This is a genomic window from Alistipes senegalensis JC50 (genome assembly GCF_025145645.1).
In the GTDB taxonomy this organism is placed as follows: domain Bacteria; phylum Bacteroidota; class Bacteroidia; order Bacteroidales; family Rikenellaceae; genus Alistipes; species Alistipes senegalensis.
In genome coordinates this window covers 1,949,582-1,966,821 of sequence record NZ_CP102252.1, presented here as the reverse complement: position 1 = coordinate 1,966,821, position 17,240 = coordinate 1,949,582, and the positions used below count along the sequence as shown (strand labels likewise).

General features: G+C 57.9%; 9 protein-coding genes. All 9 read right to left on the bottom strand.

Translation table 11 applies throughout. The features are described 5' to 3' along the window. Window positions 1-172: 172 nt before the first annotated feature. The 9 genes from NQ519_RS07650 to NQ519_RS07610 all read right to left on the bottom strand — a co-directional run bounded on the left by NQ519_RS07650 (window position 173) and on the right by NQ519_RS07610 (window position 17,232). Complete coding sequence (locus NQ519_RS07650) at window positions 173-4,138, bottom strand: hybrid sensor histidine kinase/response regulator transcription factor (protein ID WP_227901150.1); 3,966 nt, start codon at window positions 4,136-4,138, stop codon at window positions 173-175. A gap of 288 nt (window positions 4,139-4,426) precedes the next feature. Beyond that, window positions 4,427-5,896: a sialate O-acetylesterase gene (locus NQ519_RS07645; protein WP_026076730.1), complete on the bottom strand. Its 1,470-nt coding sequence runs from the start codon at window positions 5,894-5,896 to the stop codon at window positions 4,427-4,429. A 3-nt stretch (window positions 5,897-5,899) separates the two neighbouring features. Further along, a complete protein-coding gene (locus NQ519_RS07640) occupies window positions 5,900-7,489 on the bottom strand; it encodes an alpha-1,3-galactosidase-related protein (protein ID WP_019151754.1) in 1,590 nt (529 codons plus the stop codon). Between the two features lie 156 nt (window positions 7,490-7,645). Further along, window positions 7,646-9,367 carry a right-handed parallel beta-helix repeat-containing protein gene (locus NQ519_RS07635; RefSeq protein ID WP_019151755.1) on the bottom strand — a complete coding sequence of 574 codons (1,722 nt, stop codon included), beginning with the start codon at window positions 9,365-9,367 and terminating at the stop codon, window positions 7,646-7,648. Between the two features lie 23 nt (window positions 9,368-9,390). Continuing rightward, on the bottom strand, window positions 9,391-11,370 hold the full coding sequence (locus tag NQ519_RS07630; RefSeq protein ID WP_019151756.1) for a glycoside hydrolase family 97 protein: 1,980 nt from the start codon (window positions 11,368-11,370) through the stop codon (window positions 9,391-9,393). 14 nt (window positions 11,371-11,384) lie between these two features. Continuing rightward, window positions 11,385-13,424 (bottom strand): hypothetical protein, encoded by a 2,040-nt coding sequence (locus NQ519_RS07625; RefSeq protein WP_044118778.1) that lies wholly within the window; start codon window positions 13,422-13,424, stop codon window positions 11,385-11,387. 40 nt (window positions 13,425-13,464) lie between these two features. Next, window positions 13,465-14,493 carry a hypothetical protein gene (locus NQ519_RS07620; RefSeq protein WP_227900983.1) on the bottom strand — a complete coding sequence of 343 codons (1,029 nt, stop codon included), beginning with the start codon at window positions 14,491-14,493 and terminating at the stop codon, window positions 13,465-13,467. Between the two features lie 5 nt (window positions 14,494-14,498). After that, window positions 14,499-15,806: a M60 family metallopeptidase gene (locus NQ519_RS07615; protein WP_083871142.1), complete on the bottom strand. Its 1,308-nt coding sequence runs from the start codon at window positions 15,804-15,806 to the stop codon at window positions 14,499-14,501. A gap of 61 nt (window positions 15,807-15,867) precedes the next feature. After that, window positions 15,868-17,232 carry a M60 family metallopeptidase gene (locus NQ519_RS07610; RefSeq protein ID WP_026076731.1) on the bottom strand — a complete coding sequence of 455 codons (1,365 nt, stop codon included), beginning with the start codon at window positions 17,230-17,232 and terminating at the stop codon, window positions 15,868-15,870. Between the last annotated feature and the right edge of the window lie 8 nt (window positions 17,233-17,240).

The window sequence follows — 17,240 nt, the reverse complement described above, 5'->3', positions numbered from 1 at the left end:
CGGACAATTTCCATAGCAACTTCCCCAAATGTGCAACAGAGTTATAAACAGAAGAACGGGCGACAATCGGCCGCGAGGGCATGCTGCGGCAGCCGAGGCCGACGACATGAAACCCTGCGGAGCGAAACCCCGCACGGCATTGCTTCAAATCGTCCCCGCAGCCCCGGCCGGATCATTCGCGGCGGAATCTATCGAGAAACTCGTTGGGCAGCATTCCGAACTGGGCATGGAAGCACTTGGCGAAATAGGAGGTCGAAGTAAATCCCACCATATAGCAGATTTCCGTCACGCGCAGATTATTGGGTTTCGAAAGGAGCTCGGCGGCCGCTTTCAACCGCGTAGAACGCAAAAATTCGTTGGGCGTGGTGCCCGTCAGAGACTTAATGCGCGAAAAGAAAAGCGTACGGCTCACGCCGACGGCCGCAGCGATGTCCTCGACCGACAGGCTCGAATTGGAAATATTATCCATGACATACTGGTTGACCTGCACCATAAAACGGTCGCCTCCAGACATCTGCTCCTCCTCGTCGAAGAGGGAATAGGGCATTTTCGAAAATTTCAGCCGCAGTCGGCGGCGCATCTCCACAAGCGTACGTATCTGCGAGTCGAGGAAATCGACCGAGAACGGTTTTTCGAGGCAGGCGTCGGCACCTGCCTGCAATGCCCGGACCTTCGTCGCGGACGAAGCATCGACCGACACCAGGATGACAGGCAGGTGATCCAACATCCGGTCATTGCGCACGGCCGTGCACAGCGCGATGCCGTCCATTCCCTTCAGCGCCACATCGCTTACCACCGCCGACATATTCCGGCGGCGGAGCATGTCGAGCGCCTGCTGCCCGTCAGCCACGCAGTGAATCGTATAGCATTCCGCAAGGTGACGCACGAAAAAGTCTGCGAAATCAGCGTTGTCCTCGACCAGCAGGATGTTAGGCAGGCGTTTCTGCATACCGGACGGCACAACGGCGTCAGGCCGGGGTGCGGCAGACACCTCCCCGTCCGCCGTATCCGACTCCGCAACGGAATTCAGCGGAACGGTCAGCGAGAATTCGGTCCACTCGCCCACAACACTCTCCACTCCGAGGCGGGCTCCCATGCGTGCAGCGAGGTGCTTCGCTACGGCGAGCCCCAATCCCAGGCCGCGGCCACCGACAGAGTCTGCATCCGAGGTATAGAACAGATCGAAAATCCGGGATTGCTCCTCGCGGCTGATTCCGGCACCGTCGTCGCGGATACGCACCCGGAACACGTCGTCGGAAAGCTCCCCGCCGGGAGCATCGAGCGTAACGTCGATTCGGCTCTCAGCGAACTGACAGGCATTGTTGAGGACATGGCCCGCGATTTTCGAAAAACAGTCGCAGTAAACCCGCACCGTCACAGGCTCCCCGGGCAGCGAGAGGTTTATCTTAACGTCCCTGCGCGCGGCAGTATCGCGCACCGCGTCCACCGACGCGGCAAGCAGTTCGCGTGCATCGACCGTTTCTACGAGGGGAAGGGCATTTTCACCGGCCTCGGAATTTTTGAGACTCAATATCTGGTTCACCAGCACACGCAGTCGTTCGCAGTTCTTGCGGACGATATCGACATCCTCGCGTAGTTCCCCGTAGACATCGGCACGCTTGGCAATTTCCTCGACGGGGGCGGCAATCAAGGCAACGGGGGTGAGTATCTCGTTGGCCACCTCGGTAAAGAGGCTGACCTTGGCCTCCAGCAAGTCGAGTTTGTTCTTGCGGGTAATCGAGGCAATCTGCTCGCGGTGCGCCCGTCCGACACGCCGCCGCAAAAGCAAACCGCCCCCAACAGCCGAGGCGACGAACAGCATACCGTAAACGGCCATCATCACGCGCGTCATCCACCAGGGAGGCAGCACCGTAATCTCAACCACGGCTTCCTCTCCGAACTGTTCGCCGCCGATCGAGGCACTTACGACAAAGCGGTATTTGTTCGGTGGCAGGTTCGTATAGGATACATGTTGCATGCCGGCACTCTCGTCCTGCCCTGTGGTAATCCATTTGTCGTCGAAATTTTCGAGCCGATAACGGTAAACCGTCCGTAGAGGCGAAGAAAAATTGAGCGCGATGAAATCGAGACTGAACGAGATCTTCCGGCCCCGCAGGCGGATTGCCCGCTGACAGTCGATCGTATGAGTGAGCAGGCTGCCATCAACGGGCACGCTGCGGTTGAAAAGCTTGAAGTCAGGAAAGACGATATTGAGCTTGGCGGAGTTTTCACGTCGTGTGAAATCATAGGGATAGAAACGGTTGATACCGTTGTTGCATCCGATATAGATATGTCCGGTGGAGGATTTGATGCCCGAATTGGCGTTGAAGATATTCGCTTGAAGACCGTCGTCGGAGGTGAACTTGTAAATCGAATCTTGACCGTTCCCGCGGTTGTATTTCAGCAGTCCCCGATTGGTCGTCAGCCACAGTTCGCTGCCATTCCGGATAATCTGGAACACAGCGCAATTGCCGTACGGCAATGCATCGAATTCCCGGGTGAGCGTATCCGCCGCAATATCGTAGCGGCAGAGCCCGGTGCCGTGCGTTCCGATCCACAGCACACCGTCCTCGACGGCAAGGCAGCTCACAAAATCAGAGAGCCCGTAGCGGGAGTCATGCGAGAAATGGGTGAATTCATCCTCATCGAAACCGTAACGAATCAACCCTTTGCCCAACGATGCGAACCACAGATGTCCCTGCGTATCCTCGCAAATGTCCACCACGTCGCTGTTATGCCCCAGGCTGACAGCGCACGAAACGGTTTCCGTGGCATCGTCATATCGACAAATGCCCATCTTGGTACCGATCCACAGCTGTCCCCGCGAATCGCGGTAGACCGAATAGACATCGAGATTGTCGAGCCCCGTGCCGTGCCGGTTGAAATGCCGCACCTGCCGGTTGCGCAGATCAACGCGGTAGAGGCCATTGCCGTAGGTGCCGACCCACAGCCAGTAACCATCGACAGTCAGCGCATGGATATTGAGTGCAGGATTGCGCTCATCGATCACCACATGTCTGTAATCCCCCGTGCGGGGATTATAGAAGCTTAAGCCCCCGTCGTCGCTGCCGATCCAGATGTTCCCGCCAGGCCCCTCGCAGAACTTGCTGATGATTCGGCCGCACCCTTCGCCCGTCTCGATGAGCGTGAAAAGCGAACTCAACGGCGAAAGGTAGTTGATGCCCCCGAAATAGGTACCTATCCAGATACCGCCGTCACGGTCTTTGAGAATCGAATGGATAAATTTGTCGTTAAGCCGTCCATTGCGATTGGTGATGCCGTTATCGACCTGCTCGAAACTGCGGTACTTCGCATTGAAGTTTACCAGTCCGTGATCCGTTCCGAGCATCATCACCCCCGGAGAGTATTCGATCATGCTACGTACGCGACCGTACGATTCGCCGTCGTCGGGCTTGTTGCAGGAAAACGTCAGTCGCGAAAGTTCGAACTTATAGAGCTCGCAGGCATAGCCGGCAATCCAGATGTCGCCGAACGAATCCTGGCACATCGTACTGATGCGCGAAATGGGCTCGCGCGTTAGCGTATCTTCGACCCGGAACGTCGAGAAACGGTTGTTCTCAGGATTATAGCGGCTCAATAGCGACCCGCCGTCCGAGGCCACCCAAATATTGCTGTCATGGTCGAGCAACACCTTAACGATGACATCCGACGAAAAAGCCTCGGGATATCGTGCGGCGGTGTAATGCTCGAAAGTGCCGGACTTGATGTTGTAGCGATACAGTCCGTCGCCGAGCGTCCCAATCCACATGTTGCCGGCCACGTCGGCCGCCAGCGAGTAGACCAGCAGGTTGTGGCGCACTTCTCCGTCGGACAGAATGGGCAGATTGACGAACGATTCGTCTTTCGAATCGAAAATATAAACGCCGTCGCTGGTGCCGACCCAGATACGGTCGCCGTTCGGGAAACCTTCGGCGCAGAGACTGTAAACGCAATTGTTTTCGAGGGTATACGTCCGGCGATGGTCCGAACGGTAGTTGGTGAAATCGTAAGAGTTGAAACGATCCAGTCCGTCGGCCGTGCCGACCCAAATATAGCCTTTTTCATCCTGGTAAAGGCACTGGATGGTATTCGAAGAGAGCCCGTTGTTATCGGTGTAGTACTTGAATTTATGTTCCATGCCATTTCCGACACGGAACACTGCCATACACATCACACACAAGCATACCGCATATTTCACCTGCAACGTCATAGTACCAGTTTCTGCACAGTTCTATATGCTGTATTCCCATCGTGTGCGCACAACCCCCGGACATAGCTTTCCACGCGAGCATGCCTTCCCCTTGCGAAAAACTTTTGCTTTTCGCCTTCCATCGGTGATATACAGGCAGTTATTTCTTCAGCGAACAGCAAGTTCGCTGCCGGAGAGGAGGGGGGGGGAAATTCAGGATACATATTTGCGGTATATTTATCTGATCTCTCCGATGTCGTCCAACGGCCAGTCGTCCGTCCGGAACGGCGCCAGCGGCTGGCCCATAGTGGTCACGACATTGGCTTCCGGACAGTAATTCCGGAATGCGTAGCGCACGGCAACGGGTTCGGGAACCCGGTCGGAACTCACTTCGATACGGTTGTCCCAATATTTGAAATTCGCAACGGCAGGATGGAAGACCCGGTCTTCGCCCGCAATTTCGAAGCCGGCAGGCCGCCGATACCCGTCAGGCCCGAAAGCCACGAAACTGTCAACGCCGTTCCGGGCCTTGAGCGGCAGGTTGTCGAAAGTCAGCACCAGTTTATTCCCGTCGCGTTCCATCGACTTATATACCGGTGCAGGGGCAGGCAGTCCCTTTACCCCGTAATCGTTCGCGAGGGCAAGAAATGCCAGACGCTCTCCCACTTCGCGTTTGCGCGCCGGATGAATGCAGGTCGGGTTTCCCAGGTCGGTCGTAGCGGCAATTCCAGCATACGGGATTTCGGCCAGCGCACGGTATTGCGCCTCGATGACCAACGGCAGCGAACGCAGGTCATCGCCTTCATACCGGTAAGGCGCCAGCTGTGTGTAGTAAAACGGCATCTTCCCGTCACCCCAGGTTTCACGCCAGAGTTTGACGAGCGACACCTGAAGGGCCTTGTAGTCGTACCAGTTTCTGCGGTTCGATTCGCCCTGATACCAGATGAACCCTTTGGCTGTAAAACGGCATACGGGCAGCAACATCCCGTTATAGAGCCGCTGAGGGATGCTGTTGTCATAGGTTCCCGACTTGGCTGCGGCATGGTCGATACCCGGCGTCGAGTCGATGGCATCAACGGTCATCCACGCCTCGATGGTCGAACCGCCCCAGTTCGGAGTGATAAGCCCAACGGGGACGCCCAACGCCTTATAGAGCATCCGCCCGAAAAAATACCCTACGGCGCTGAACTGGCCGACCGATTCGGAGGTCGCCGTCTGCCACGCCGCCTCGCAGTCCTGAAGGGGCGTTTGCGACGAAACACGCGGCACGGTGAACATCCGGATGCCGGGGTACATTCCGGCATCGGCAATGGCATCGACCGCTCCCTCGACCGGCTGGAACATGAATCCGCTCACGGGCATTTCCATATTGGACTGTCCCGAGCAGACCCACACCTCGCCCAGCATCACGTTGTCGAGCACGATTTCCCGGCCGTCGCTGACAGTTACGGTATAGGGGCCTCCGGCTTCGTCCGTAGCGATTTTCATCGTCCATCTGCCCTCGGCATCGGCCTTGGCGTCATACGTGCGGCCATTCCACGAAGTGGTTACGCGCACGCGGCTGCGGGGCGAAGCCTCGCCCCAGAAATTCACTTCCGTATTGCGCTGCAACACCATATTGCTCCCCAACACGGCCGGAAGTTTCACTTCGGCTTCCGCCTGCACGGCCAGCAGCAAAGCCAATGCTCCTCCAAAAAATCGTTTCATAATTTATTTATCGATTTGTTCTTTTTCAATGACTATATTATCGCAGTTCCGAATGATAAAGTTACGTTTTTTCCCGGACAAATCGGAATAATCATCGGTATATTCGATTGCATTATCCCGAGTGAATACGAATCCGTCAACGCAATAGAGGTTGACGATGCGGGGATCGAATCCCCGGAACGTATTGCCTTCGACCCGGATATTGCGATGGTAGCGGCTCTGTTCCCGGTCATGTTTGGGGCCGTTGCCCGTTGCAATGACGGCGTCGCCCCACGTAGCGGCTCCGTAGAGGCAATCGTCGAACACGCAATGGCGAATTTCGACATCGCGCACGCCGGCTTGCTCGTACCAGTAGTACCCGTCGCCTTCGAAAAGAATAGCTGCACCGGGCGTGTGGAAATAACAATCCTCGACAACGGTTTTCTTACGTGAGCCGAGCAAAAGTCCGCGCGCCCGATTATTCCCCATACGGCAGTTCCGGATCAGCACCTCAGGATAACACGTTCGGGTAATCAAGTCGCCCACGGCAAGTTGCGACAGATCGCCGTCGAAAGTCACCTCGTACCACTCCTTGTTCAGGCGCTCCATCGAGGTTATGCGGCCCGTGGTATGCGTAATCAGACTGCGCTGTGCAAGTATCTCGGCCTCAACGCCCGACTCGAGCACATCGAGCCCGTACTGCTGTTCATGCGGGAAGAAAACGCGCAGGCGCGAAGGTCCTGTCACCTGTTTCACGATACCGTACATGCCATGAATATTCGTCGCATCGTCGATCTGGTTGAAGAACTCGCAGCCGATCATCCGCACATAACCGTCGCAATGGGTAAAGTGCGTGGCGTCTGCCGTAATGCTGATGACCCTGTCCGATTCGGGGGCGGTCACGATACGAACGCCGTCGAGTTCGATGTCGCTGCTCATCTGCGCCACCACGCCCATTCCGCCGCAGTGATGCAGAGTCAAATCCTCGATCAGTATGCTCCGTGAACGGTCGATGGCCACGCCGGGACACATACGGTGAGCGGGTCCCAGCACCAGAATATTCCCCGCCTTGCCGGTCAGTCCGGGGTGAAAGATCCGTACGTCGCCGTTCGGAAGCTGTTCTGCGGGAACCGTTTTATTTCGCAGCCAATAGTCCCGGGCATGGAATGCGGGCTCGCGGCGCACGACATCGAATTCGAGCAGGTGGGAGACCGGATATTCCGCACCGGCCTCATCGTAGAAATGCAGGTCTCCGTTGACGATCCGGTAAGGATACGCCCCGGAAAAACGCAGGTCGAGATAATTCTCCCCTACGCCGGTGATGGTACCCTCCGAATGGAACGTACGTGCATAATCGACCGTAAAGCCGCGGATCGTAACATTCGTGCAATGGACGACGGAAAAAGCCGAAACATAACCGTGGAGCACGAGGTGCGCCCCCTCGCCGCGCAGAGTGAAATCTTCGATTCCATCCAAATCGAAAAGCAGCCGTTTCAGCCCGGCGCTGTTGTTGGTGACATACTCGTATTTTTCAAAAGCCAGGTCGGGATAAATATCGTAGGTGCCTGCCGGCACGACCAGTTCCCGGACCCGGTGCTGCCGGCAATACTCCACGGCACGGCGGAATGCAAGGGTCGCGTCATTCCCAATACGGTTCTCCTCGATGAAATCAGCGAGTGATACCGATTCCGCGGGTGCTCCGCAACCGCCTGCGCAGGCTGTACAAAATATCGCAGCCGCAAACCATAATCGAACCGGAATCATAGCCGTCTATTCAATCACGACATTATCGCAATTTCTCGTAACGAACCGCTCTGCCTGGCCGTCAACGACAGGATAGTCCGACGTGAATTCTATCTTATTCCTGCGGAAAAGGAATCCATCGACGCAGTAGAGGTTGACGATGCGGGGATCGAACACCCGGAACGTATTGCCCTCGACCCGGATATTGCGGTGATAGCGGCTGGTTTCACGGTCGGGGATGCCGCTGCCGACGGCGATGCAGGCCGAACCCCAGCCCGGACTGCCGTAGTTGCCGTTTTCGAAGACATTGCCGCGGATCACGACATCGCGCACGCCTGACTGTTCGTACCAGTAGTTGGCGTCGCCCTCGATGAGGATGGCCGCGCCCGCGATGTGGAAATGGTTATCCTCGACGACAGTCCGGCCGCGCGAGCCCAACAACAGACCCCGGGCCCGGTTGCCGCGCATACGGCACCCTTTGATCAGCACCTCGGGATAATCGTCGTCGGCAGCCACCACATGCAAAGGCTTCACCCCATCGGGCAGGGGTTCGGTGAAGGTTACTTCGGTGTAAATCTTATTGAGCCGCCTGACGGATTTCACGCTGCGGCGGGCATAGGTTTCGACATTGTCGTTGTCCACCAATTCGAGGTGCATGCCGGGAGTGATGAAATCCACACCGTACTGACCCGAATTACGCCAACGCAGCAGCAGTTTGTTGGGCCCGGCGACCCGCTCGACGGCCATATACAGCCCGTGAATGTTCGTCGCATCGTCTTTCTGGTTCTCGAAGACGCAGTCGATCATGCGAATATAACCGCCGCAGTTGACATAGTGCGTGGCATCGGCCGTAATGCTTATCATGCGCCCTTTGCCGGGTGACGGAACAATCACCAGCTTGCGGAGTTCGATGTCGCGGCTGCGCTGGGCAATCACGCCCATGCCGCCGCAATGGTAGAGGTTGACGTTGCGAATCTCGACTCCCCGGCAGTCGGCGAGCGTAAAACCGGGATTGTAGCGCGCCGCCGCCCCGAATACCATCACGTTGCCCACCGAGGCCTTCAAGTCTTTACGCAGGATGCGGAAATTGCCGTTCTCGCATTTCTCGGCCGGAATCGTCCGGTTCGACAGCCAGTAGTCCGTAGCGCGGAAGGCGGGTTCCCGCCGCACGGCATCGAATTCCAGTAGGTTGGAAAAGGGATAGACCGTCCCCTCCGTGTCGCGGAAGCGGAGACAGCCGTTAACGATGTCGCACAGGTAATCCTCCGGAAAGCGGATCTCCAGCCAGCCGTCGCCCGCCGCCTCGACAACACCCTCGGAGTGAAACGTTCGGGTGAAATCGATCGTCAGGTCGCTGATCGTAATGTTCTCGCAGTCTTCGAGACTGAACGGCGAAATGAAGCCCGTGAAGAGCAGCTCGGTGCCTCCGCCGTCGATTTCGAAATCGCGCATGCCCGCAAGATCGAACGCAATGCGCTTGAGGCTCTCGTCGTTGTTACTGATGAACTGATACTTCTCAACCGCCTGATCGGGCCGCATGCAGAGGCGGCCGCCGGGCAGGACGAGTTTCCGGGCACCAGTCGCTGCACAATGCTCCAATGCTGCCCGCACGGCAGGCACGGCATCGGTCTCGGCCGCGCCGGGCGTAAGAAAATCTTTCAGGTAGACGACTTTTTCGACGGCGGAAGCCGCATTTATCGTCAGACAGGTCAGTAAAGCTGCACAGCAGCTACGTAAGATACGTTTCATAGGGATATAAAATCGGTTTCAGGTTATTCGTCGGTTTCAACAGGTTCAATTTTCAGGGCGAAGCCACCGCCGGGCGCCACGGGAATTTGCAGGCGCGTCGCGGAGGTCACCTTCTGCGAGGCAATCGTGTGTCTTTCGGGTTCGATGTCCGAACGCTCGTCGTCGCAGAGCAGCGTAGCCGTATACTCCCGGCCGGGGACGAGGAACGACAAGTCGGCTTCGAGCGTGCGGGGCGTCCAGTCGGTCAGGCCGCCTACATACCACTTTTCCCCAGCCCTGCGGGCCGTAACGATGTATTCGCCGATTCGGCCTGCAAGCACCTGCGTCGTATCGAACACGACGGGCAGCGAAGCGATGAAGCGCGTGCAGGCATCGTCGGCCATATAGCGCGTCGGGGAGTCACACAGCATCACCAGCGGCGCATCGAAGACCACGTACGTCGCCACCTGATGCGCCCGCGTGCCCTGGCTCATCGGATTGCGGTAGTCGATCTTAAAGCCGTCGCGCGTAGCGTTGCGGTAGGCTCCGGGCGTATAATCCACAGGCCCCTGCACCATGCGGATGAACGGGAAGGTCACGTCGTAAAGGGGCATGTCGGGATTGCTCCATTTCAACTCCTCCAACCCGAAGACACTCTCGAAATTGACGATATTGGGAAAGGTGCGGTTCAACCCCGTAGGCTTGTAGATACCGTGGATGTCGAGCATCAGTTTATGTGCGGCGGCGGCTTCGGAAATACGGTAGACCAACTCAACGGCTTTCTGGTCGTCGCGGTCGATGAAATCAATCTTGAAGCCGCGAACCCCCAGCCCGGCATAATAGGCGCATGCCTCCTCCAGTTTGGCGTCGAGGACGTTACCTACGGCCCACAGCATCAGTCCTACGCCCTTGGAGGCGGCATAGCGAACCAGCTCCGGGAGGTCGATTTCCGCCACCACGGACATCACGTCGCCCGCTTTCGGATCGGACCACCCTTCGTCCAGCACGACATATTCGAGACCATAGTCGGCCGCAAAATCGATATAGGCCTTATAGGTGCGGGTATCGATTCCCGGCTTGAATCCGACGCCTGTCAGGCCCCAGTCGTTCCACCACTCCCAAGCGACCTTGCCGGGCTTCACCCACGAGCAGTCGCCGATGCGGTTTTCGGCTGCGAGGGCATAGACGAGGTTGTTGGTCGGCAGTTCGCGATCTTCGTCAGCTACGGCGAGAATCCGCCACGGATAGGTGCGCGCACCCTGCACACGGGCAATATACCCGTGCCGGGTAGCCACCTTCTCCTGACAACGGCGCTCGTGGAGATAGCAACTGTCGGGCACCTGTGCGAAAAGTCCGCGCAAGCCGCCCGAAGACGGCATCAGAAACATGCCGGGGTAGGACTCCAAATCGGACTCGCAGACCAGCACCCGGCCCGCCGGGCCGCAGTCGGCTGCCAGCGGCAGCAGAACAGGTTTTTCGGTACCGAGTTCACTCAAACGGCACTTTACATACTGGCTCTGGTAAGCATTGCACAATCCGTCGGAATAGGCGACGAAAAGCTCGGGATCGCCTGCGAAGTTGAACTCGGCAACTTCGTCCGCCACGGTACGCCCGCCCGTCAGCGCCGTTTCGAAACGGTAGGCGCAGCCCTCGTCGAATACGCGGAAGGTCACGGAGTATCCGCCCTCGAAATCAAGCCGCAGCTGATTGTAATGTTCGGTGAACCGGGCCTGCCGGTGGAACGGCGCCTCGATTTCCCGCTCCACCGCGGAACGGTGTACATCGGACACTCTTGCGACGCGCCCGGGTGCCGTACCGTCATCGAACTGCAAGGCAATGGCCGACGGAAGCAGCACGGGCGCACCGTGGCGGGTGACGGCATAGGTCAGCGAATCGCCGGTCCGGACATCGACGGCCAGCGTTCCGTCGGGCGAAACGACCCTGAAATCGGTCCCGTGCCCGGAGGTACAGGCATACGCAAGGGACAATACGAGCGAAAAAACGAAACTGCGGAAAAAGTTCATACGGAATTCGGGTATTAGTCGGTTAGTTTCACCCGGATTGTCGCGCCGGGTGCTGCGCGATAGATTTTCGGTTTTTTGCCTGCCTGCATTACCGTAATACGGAGTTTGCCGCCCACTTCACGTCCGACCGAAATGTCGAAATCGGCGTCGAAAGCCCGGATACGGCGCAAGGACATGCGCTCCCACGCCGAAGGCATGCCCGGCGTCAGGTCGAACGACCGCAGTCCCGCGGGACGGATACCGAACAGCCCTTCGGTCACAATCCGGCAATAGAGGCCACTTTCCGCCGAGAGATGGCGCTGCGAGCCCTCGGGCCACGCTTCGATGGGATACGGCACATGGTCGCCCAACAAACGACGCTGCGAATAGCGATGCAGCATCTCGGTCGCCCGGTCGGCATACCCTGCGTTATAGATACCGCGCAGGGCGTAAAGGGTAGAGCGGTCCCAGAACGTAGCGCCGCCCTGCTCGGTCAGCAGGCCGTCGTCGGTCAGCAACTCGGGACTGAGCAGTGCCCGGACAGTACCTTCGCAGCGTTCCCGAAGCCCTACGATAAGCGGCATGCATATCCACGAGCGCAACAGCGTATTGCCGTCGTAATAGCGATATGTATCATAGCCGCCAACCTCGCCGCCGAAGTGCGCGTCGATGGCTTTGGCCAATGCCCCGGCCTCAGCGGCATAACGAGCGGTCACGGCAGGCCTCACACCGAGCTCGCGGCCGAGCGGTACGGCCGACAGCAGTGCGTCGTAATAGAGCGTCGAGGTGCAAAGGTTGGCCTCGCCGGTCGGGAAACGTCCCTCCAGTTCGTCGGTATCGGAGGCGACGACGCCGTCCGCCGTAAGTTTGCGCCGGCAGTATTCGAGACACCATTCTATCAGCGGCCACAACTCTTCGGCCTCGGCGCGGCTGCCCCGGGCCAGCGCGTAGCGGGCAGCCCCGCAGGCAATCATCGCCGCATCGCCGCGGTCGCCGGCGCCGTTCCAGATGTCGTCGCCCTCGGCGATAATCGAACTGGGTAGCGGTTCGTATCCGGGATTCATGAAGCGGGCGAAGTGGCGGAAGGAGTTGAGCGCCGACTCGTTGCCCGTTCCATAGCCCAGGAAAGGAAAGAACGGATTAACGTATTCAGCCTGATCATTGGCCCAGACGGCCGCATAATAGGACTCGCCGCCGGGAGCGTGCATGTAGCCGCCACGGGTTTCGATAATACTTTCGGCCGCGCGGAGCTTGGCGTAACGGAATTCGGTGTCGATGACCGGATCGGGAGTTTCGAGCACGAGGTTGGCATCGATACATCCGTGCACGAACTCCATCCGTGCGGCATACTCCGCCGCCACGTCGGGCCTCAGGGGCTCCTCGCCGCTACGGTATGCCTGGAACACGGCGTCGAATGCAAGCGAATCGGCCGGGACGAGCATAAAGGTGCCGCTTCCCGCAAGGTCACCCCGCACCACATAGCTGCCCGCAACGCCTTTCGCCGGATCAGTGGTCACGACCTGCGAGAATTCGGGTATATAAACCGCCAGCGGCTTCCTGCCAACATTGCGCAGGACATAATGTTCGCACATCAACGGCAGGCTACGCGACGGAAAGATCGCACGCGTCATCTCCACGACAGGTACGGGTTTCGTATCCCGGGCCGAGCCCACGTTCATCTTACCGACTCCCCAGAGGCTCCGCACCGTCAGCGCACCATCGACGGACACCTGTTCCACACGCTCGGCCTGCAAGGCAAGGCCGTTGACGCCCAGCAGCGAGGGAATATCCGTCGCCATGCGGTACATCAGGCTGGCGTGGGTGTCGTTGGGCACGGTGCGCAGCAGCGGGAAGACGAGCGAACGCTCCTGCCGGAACGCGCCGTTCGGGTCGATGCCCCAGCGAAGCACGAATGCCATCCGCTCGCCGCTCATCTCGATGTGGTCGTCATGCGGAATGTCGCTACCAACCTTCCACACGATATCCCGTCCGCCGGGACGTATCTCCCACCGCTGGCTCCACGCGGCGGCGGCAAACAGCAGGAGCATGCAGGTCAGTAAGGTTCTTCGAATCATAAGGTTTTCGTTTCAGGGCTCAAAAACTTAAAGATAGTGATTATTCGTCAATTGTTATCGTCCGGAACAGTTCACGGTTGCGTTTCAGACGCAATTCGAGCGTACATTCCCGCTCCCCGGCGAAACGCGTGTTTTGCAACAAGTAGAGCGGCAGCCAGCCGTAGGCTTTCACTCCGTCGTACTCCGCCTCGACCAGACAATTGCAGTAACGCACACCGAACTCCTCCTCGGGCTCGAAGACCCGTGCAACGGGAATTGCGCAATATCCGCGGCGGTCGGTCGTGGCCTCAGCCTGCGGTTCGGGAATCACGGCATAGGCATACCAGCGCACGGGATAAAACCGCACGGCGGCGCCCCGCACCGGGCTTCCGTCGGCCTCCGCCACTCCGACCCGGATACGGTCTGGCAGCACGCCCGCCACCAGATCGTCGATATCGATGTTGCGGTCGCCGGCCAGGTTCATCATGTTGACCGCATAGTCGCTCCAATGCTCCTCGCCATAGGGATAATTCATGATGCAGCGCACGCCGAGAAACGCCTCGCCGTTCACGGGATTCTTGTCCGCATCGACTTTCATGGCATAGATGTCCGGAACTCCCCGGGCATGGCCGAACTCGTGAATGATGCCGTCGATGGCATTTTTTTCGAACGGGCTGTTGAACCGGTCGTCGTGCGTACGCGAATGATAGATGGTCTGAATTCCGTCGCCATACCAGCCACCGCCCACCTCACGGGGGTCGGACTTGTAGCCGTCCATCACCACGAGGTAGTCATGGTCGGGATGGGGCTTCCGGACCTCGTCGGCCGATACGCCGTCGTAGATGTAAAAAGCGTCCCAGTCAACCCTGAAATCATAGACAGCGCGCAGGCTCCCATCGTAGTTGAAGGCCCGGTTGATCCGGAGGAACATATCCTCGATCAGCCGCACGACACGCTCGCGGCCGCCGAGCGAATCGACCGACTCGCGGTCGATGCCGACCTTGACCCGAAACGTGCACACCGGCTGTGCGGCCGCATACCCAGCAAAAGCCACCATCGCGGCCAGCAAGGTTGTACGCAAAGTCCTCACAAACGTCAGTTTTTAAGCGATTCTTCGATCAGCGCCAACTCTTCAGGAGTGTAGGTCGCCGCCACCACATCCTCGCCCGCCGCCCGCGAAACATAAGAGAGGAAGAAAAGGAATTTGTCATAGGGCGTATTCAGTCCCTCCTGCCCCGAATCGCCCAGCGCATACAATTCCCGGAACGCCTTTTTATAGACATCCCAGCCGTAACGCTCCTTGATGCGCAGGAATGTATAGTGGAGCGCATCGCCGTTGTTCTTGGGGATTCCCGCGCCGATGGTTTCGTCGTAGAAAATCTTGTAGTAGTTGATTACATCGGCTCCCCGATAACAGATGTCGCGCTGCGACATGATTCCGTCGCATGCTTCGAGCGCATAGGACATGCGAAAATTGGCGAAAATCTCATCGTTCCAGTTCCAGCGTCCCGAGCCTTTGATATTGCCCTGGGAGAATACATGACCGATTTCGTGGATGATGCCGAAGCCCCAGTCGCCGAACTCAACGGTGCGGTCAAGCAGTTTCGACACAGCGACATGGCTGTTCCACAGAATGGGATTACCGGCCAGCGCCCAATAGCCCGGCTCAATACCCGGCGTATTGAGAATCATGATTTTGCGTCCGTCGAACGGCACTTCGCCGATCAGTTCGCAATACGCTTCGTAAGTACAATCGAGCATTGCGAGCCATGCGTCAACCTCGGCGTCGGAGATGGTCACCTTGTCGCGGTCGAGCCTTAACACGATGTGCTCGCTCTCACGGGAATAAATCGCCTCCTCGGGTGTCGGCACAACCTTTACGTCATCGTACCACACCGTACCCGAAGCTTTGCCGCCGTTGTAAGTTCCCCACGGAAAACCCAGTCCGCAGCAGATTACGGCTTCTCCGTTGCGATCGGGAACGAAATCCATGTAGACCTCGGCCCAATCATTCGTGCCGTAAGCGAACTCGGAAGCATTCCACGACTGATCCAGTCCTTCGGGATCGAGGTATAATACAGCGCCCCGGCCGTCCTGTACGCTGTCGCATTTCATCCGGGCACTCACGCGGTAGAGTTTACCGGGATGGAGCCCTTTCAATTTGTGTTTGACAGCCAGCGCAGTCTTCGCGGAGCTGGAGATCTTTACACATCCGCTGCCATCCACGCCTCCGTCGGGCAGGTATTCGACCGTACCGGGCATGTCGGTACTCCACGTCCAGGTGCGAGCAAAGCGGTTGGGCTTGTCGAAATTGTCGGCAAAGATCTTTGCTTTGGCTCCGAAAGCATACAGACACAGCACACACGCCGCAATGGCTGTGAGTATAACTACTACTCTTTTCATTTTATTCATTTCGTTTTTTCCTCCGCTGCACGGGTCCGAACCCGCACAAAAACGGCAAAGGTTATTGCAACTGTTTACGTATCGAGGCAAGCTCCGTTTCATTGAAATATTGCGACTTGACATCTACGTCGCGGCCCGTCTGCTCGCTCGCGTACTTGGAGAGCAGTGAAAGCAGGTATTCGAACTTCTCGTATTTGCCCGAGGGCGCGCCGCCCTTGGTCGTCAGCTCGCGGAAAGCCGCCTTGAACGGCTCCCAACCGATGCCGTTCGCATCCGCCAACCGTCCCAGCATGTAGTGGATGCCGTTGTCGTTGACCTGCGTATAGACCGTTTGGTCGTAATCCTTCTTGTACATTTCGAGTATCTCGCGTCCAGTATATACCCGTTCGTCCATCCAGACCTTGCCCTGGTTCTGCTCAAGGCCGTACTGCATCCGGAAATTGGCGAACATCTCGTCGTTCCAGTTCCAGCTCGAATTGCCAAGGTTGAAGACGTGTCCCAGTTCGTGCATCAGGCCGAAACTCCACGTACCATGCTTGGCCAGCTCCTCGAAAGTGGAGGTCACGGCTGAATAGTTGCTGCTCCACAGAATCGGATAACCCGCCAGCGCCCAATAGCTGCTTTCGAGCCCGCGCGAAGAGAGGATTGCCAGTTTACGCCCCTCATGCGGGGTCGCGCCCATCAGTTCAGCATAAGACAGATACATTTTGTCGAGATTGGCGAGCCATTCGGTAATTTGTTTCGCGGAAGCATAAACCTGCGACGGTTCGATGAACAGGCGAACGTGTTCGCCCTCCTGCATAAAAAGTTCGTCGGTCACTTTCACCACGCTTACGTTGTCGAAATAGACCGTACCGGTCGAATAACCGCCGTTGGTCGTGCCGCCGTAGCGGAATCCCAGCGCACAGACGATTTCGGCCGTGCCGTCGTCCTGCGAAAGGAAATCGGCATAGAGCGAAGTCCAGTTTTTGAGGTTGGTGCCATAAAGGAACTTCGAGGCGCCCCAATACTGCTTTTGCGACATGTCGAACAGAATGGCGCCACGGCCTTCGTCTTGCGGAATATCCGAGTATTTGACCTTGGCGTACACGCGGTACAGCTGGTCGGGCTCCAGTCCCGTGAGTTTCTGTTTGATGCCCACACCGCATTTGCCATTCTCGGGGAACTGCTGTATCTTGATGCAGCGTCCGCCGTTCACGCCGTCACCCTCGGCCACCTCGACGGCGACCTTACCGCCGTTGTAGAAGTCAACGCGCGTCCAGCCTGCCAGTCCATCTTCGAACGAACCGTTCGTAATCTCCACGGCATTGGGGTCCACCCCCGGACCGGGAGGCTCGGGCGCAGGTTCACCGCCCTCGTCGCCGCCGCACGCCCACAGGAGCGCTGCCGACATCAGGGCTAAAAGAAAGAATCGTAAATTTTTCATAATCATAT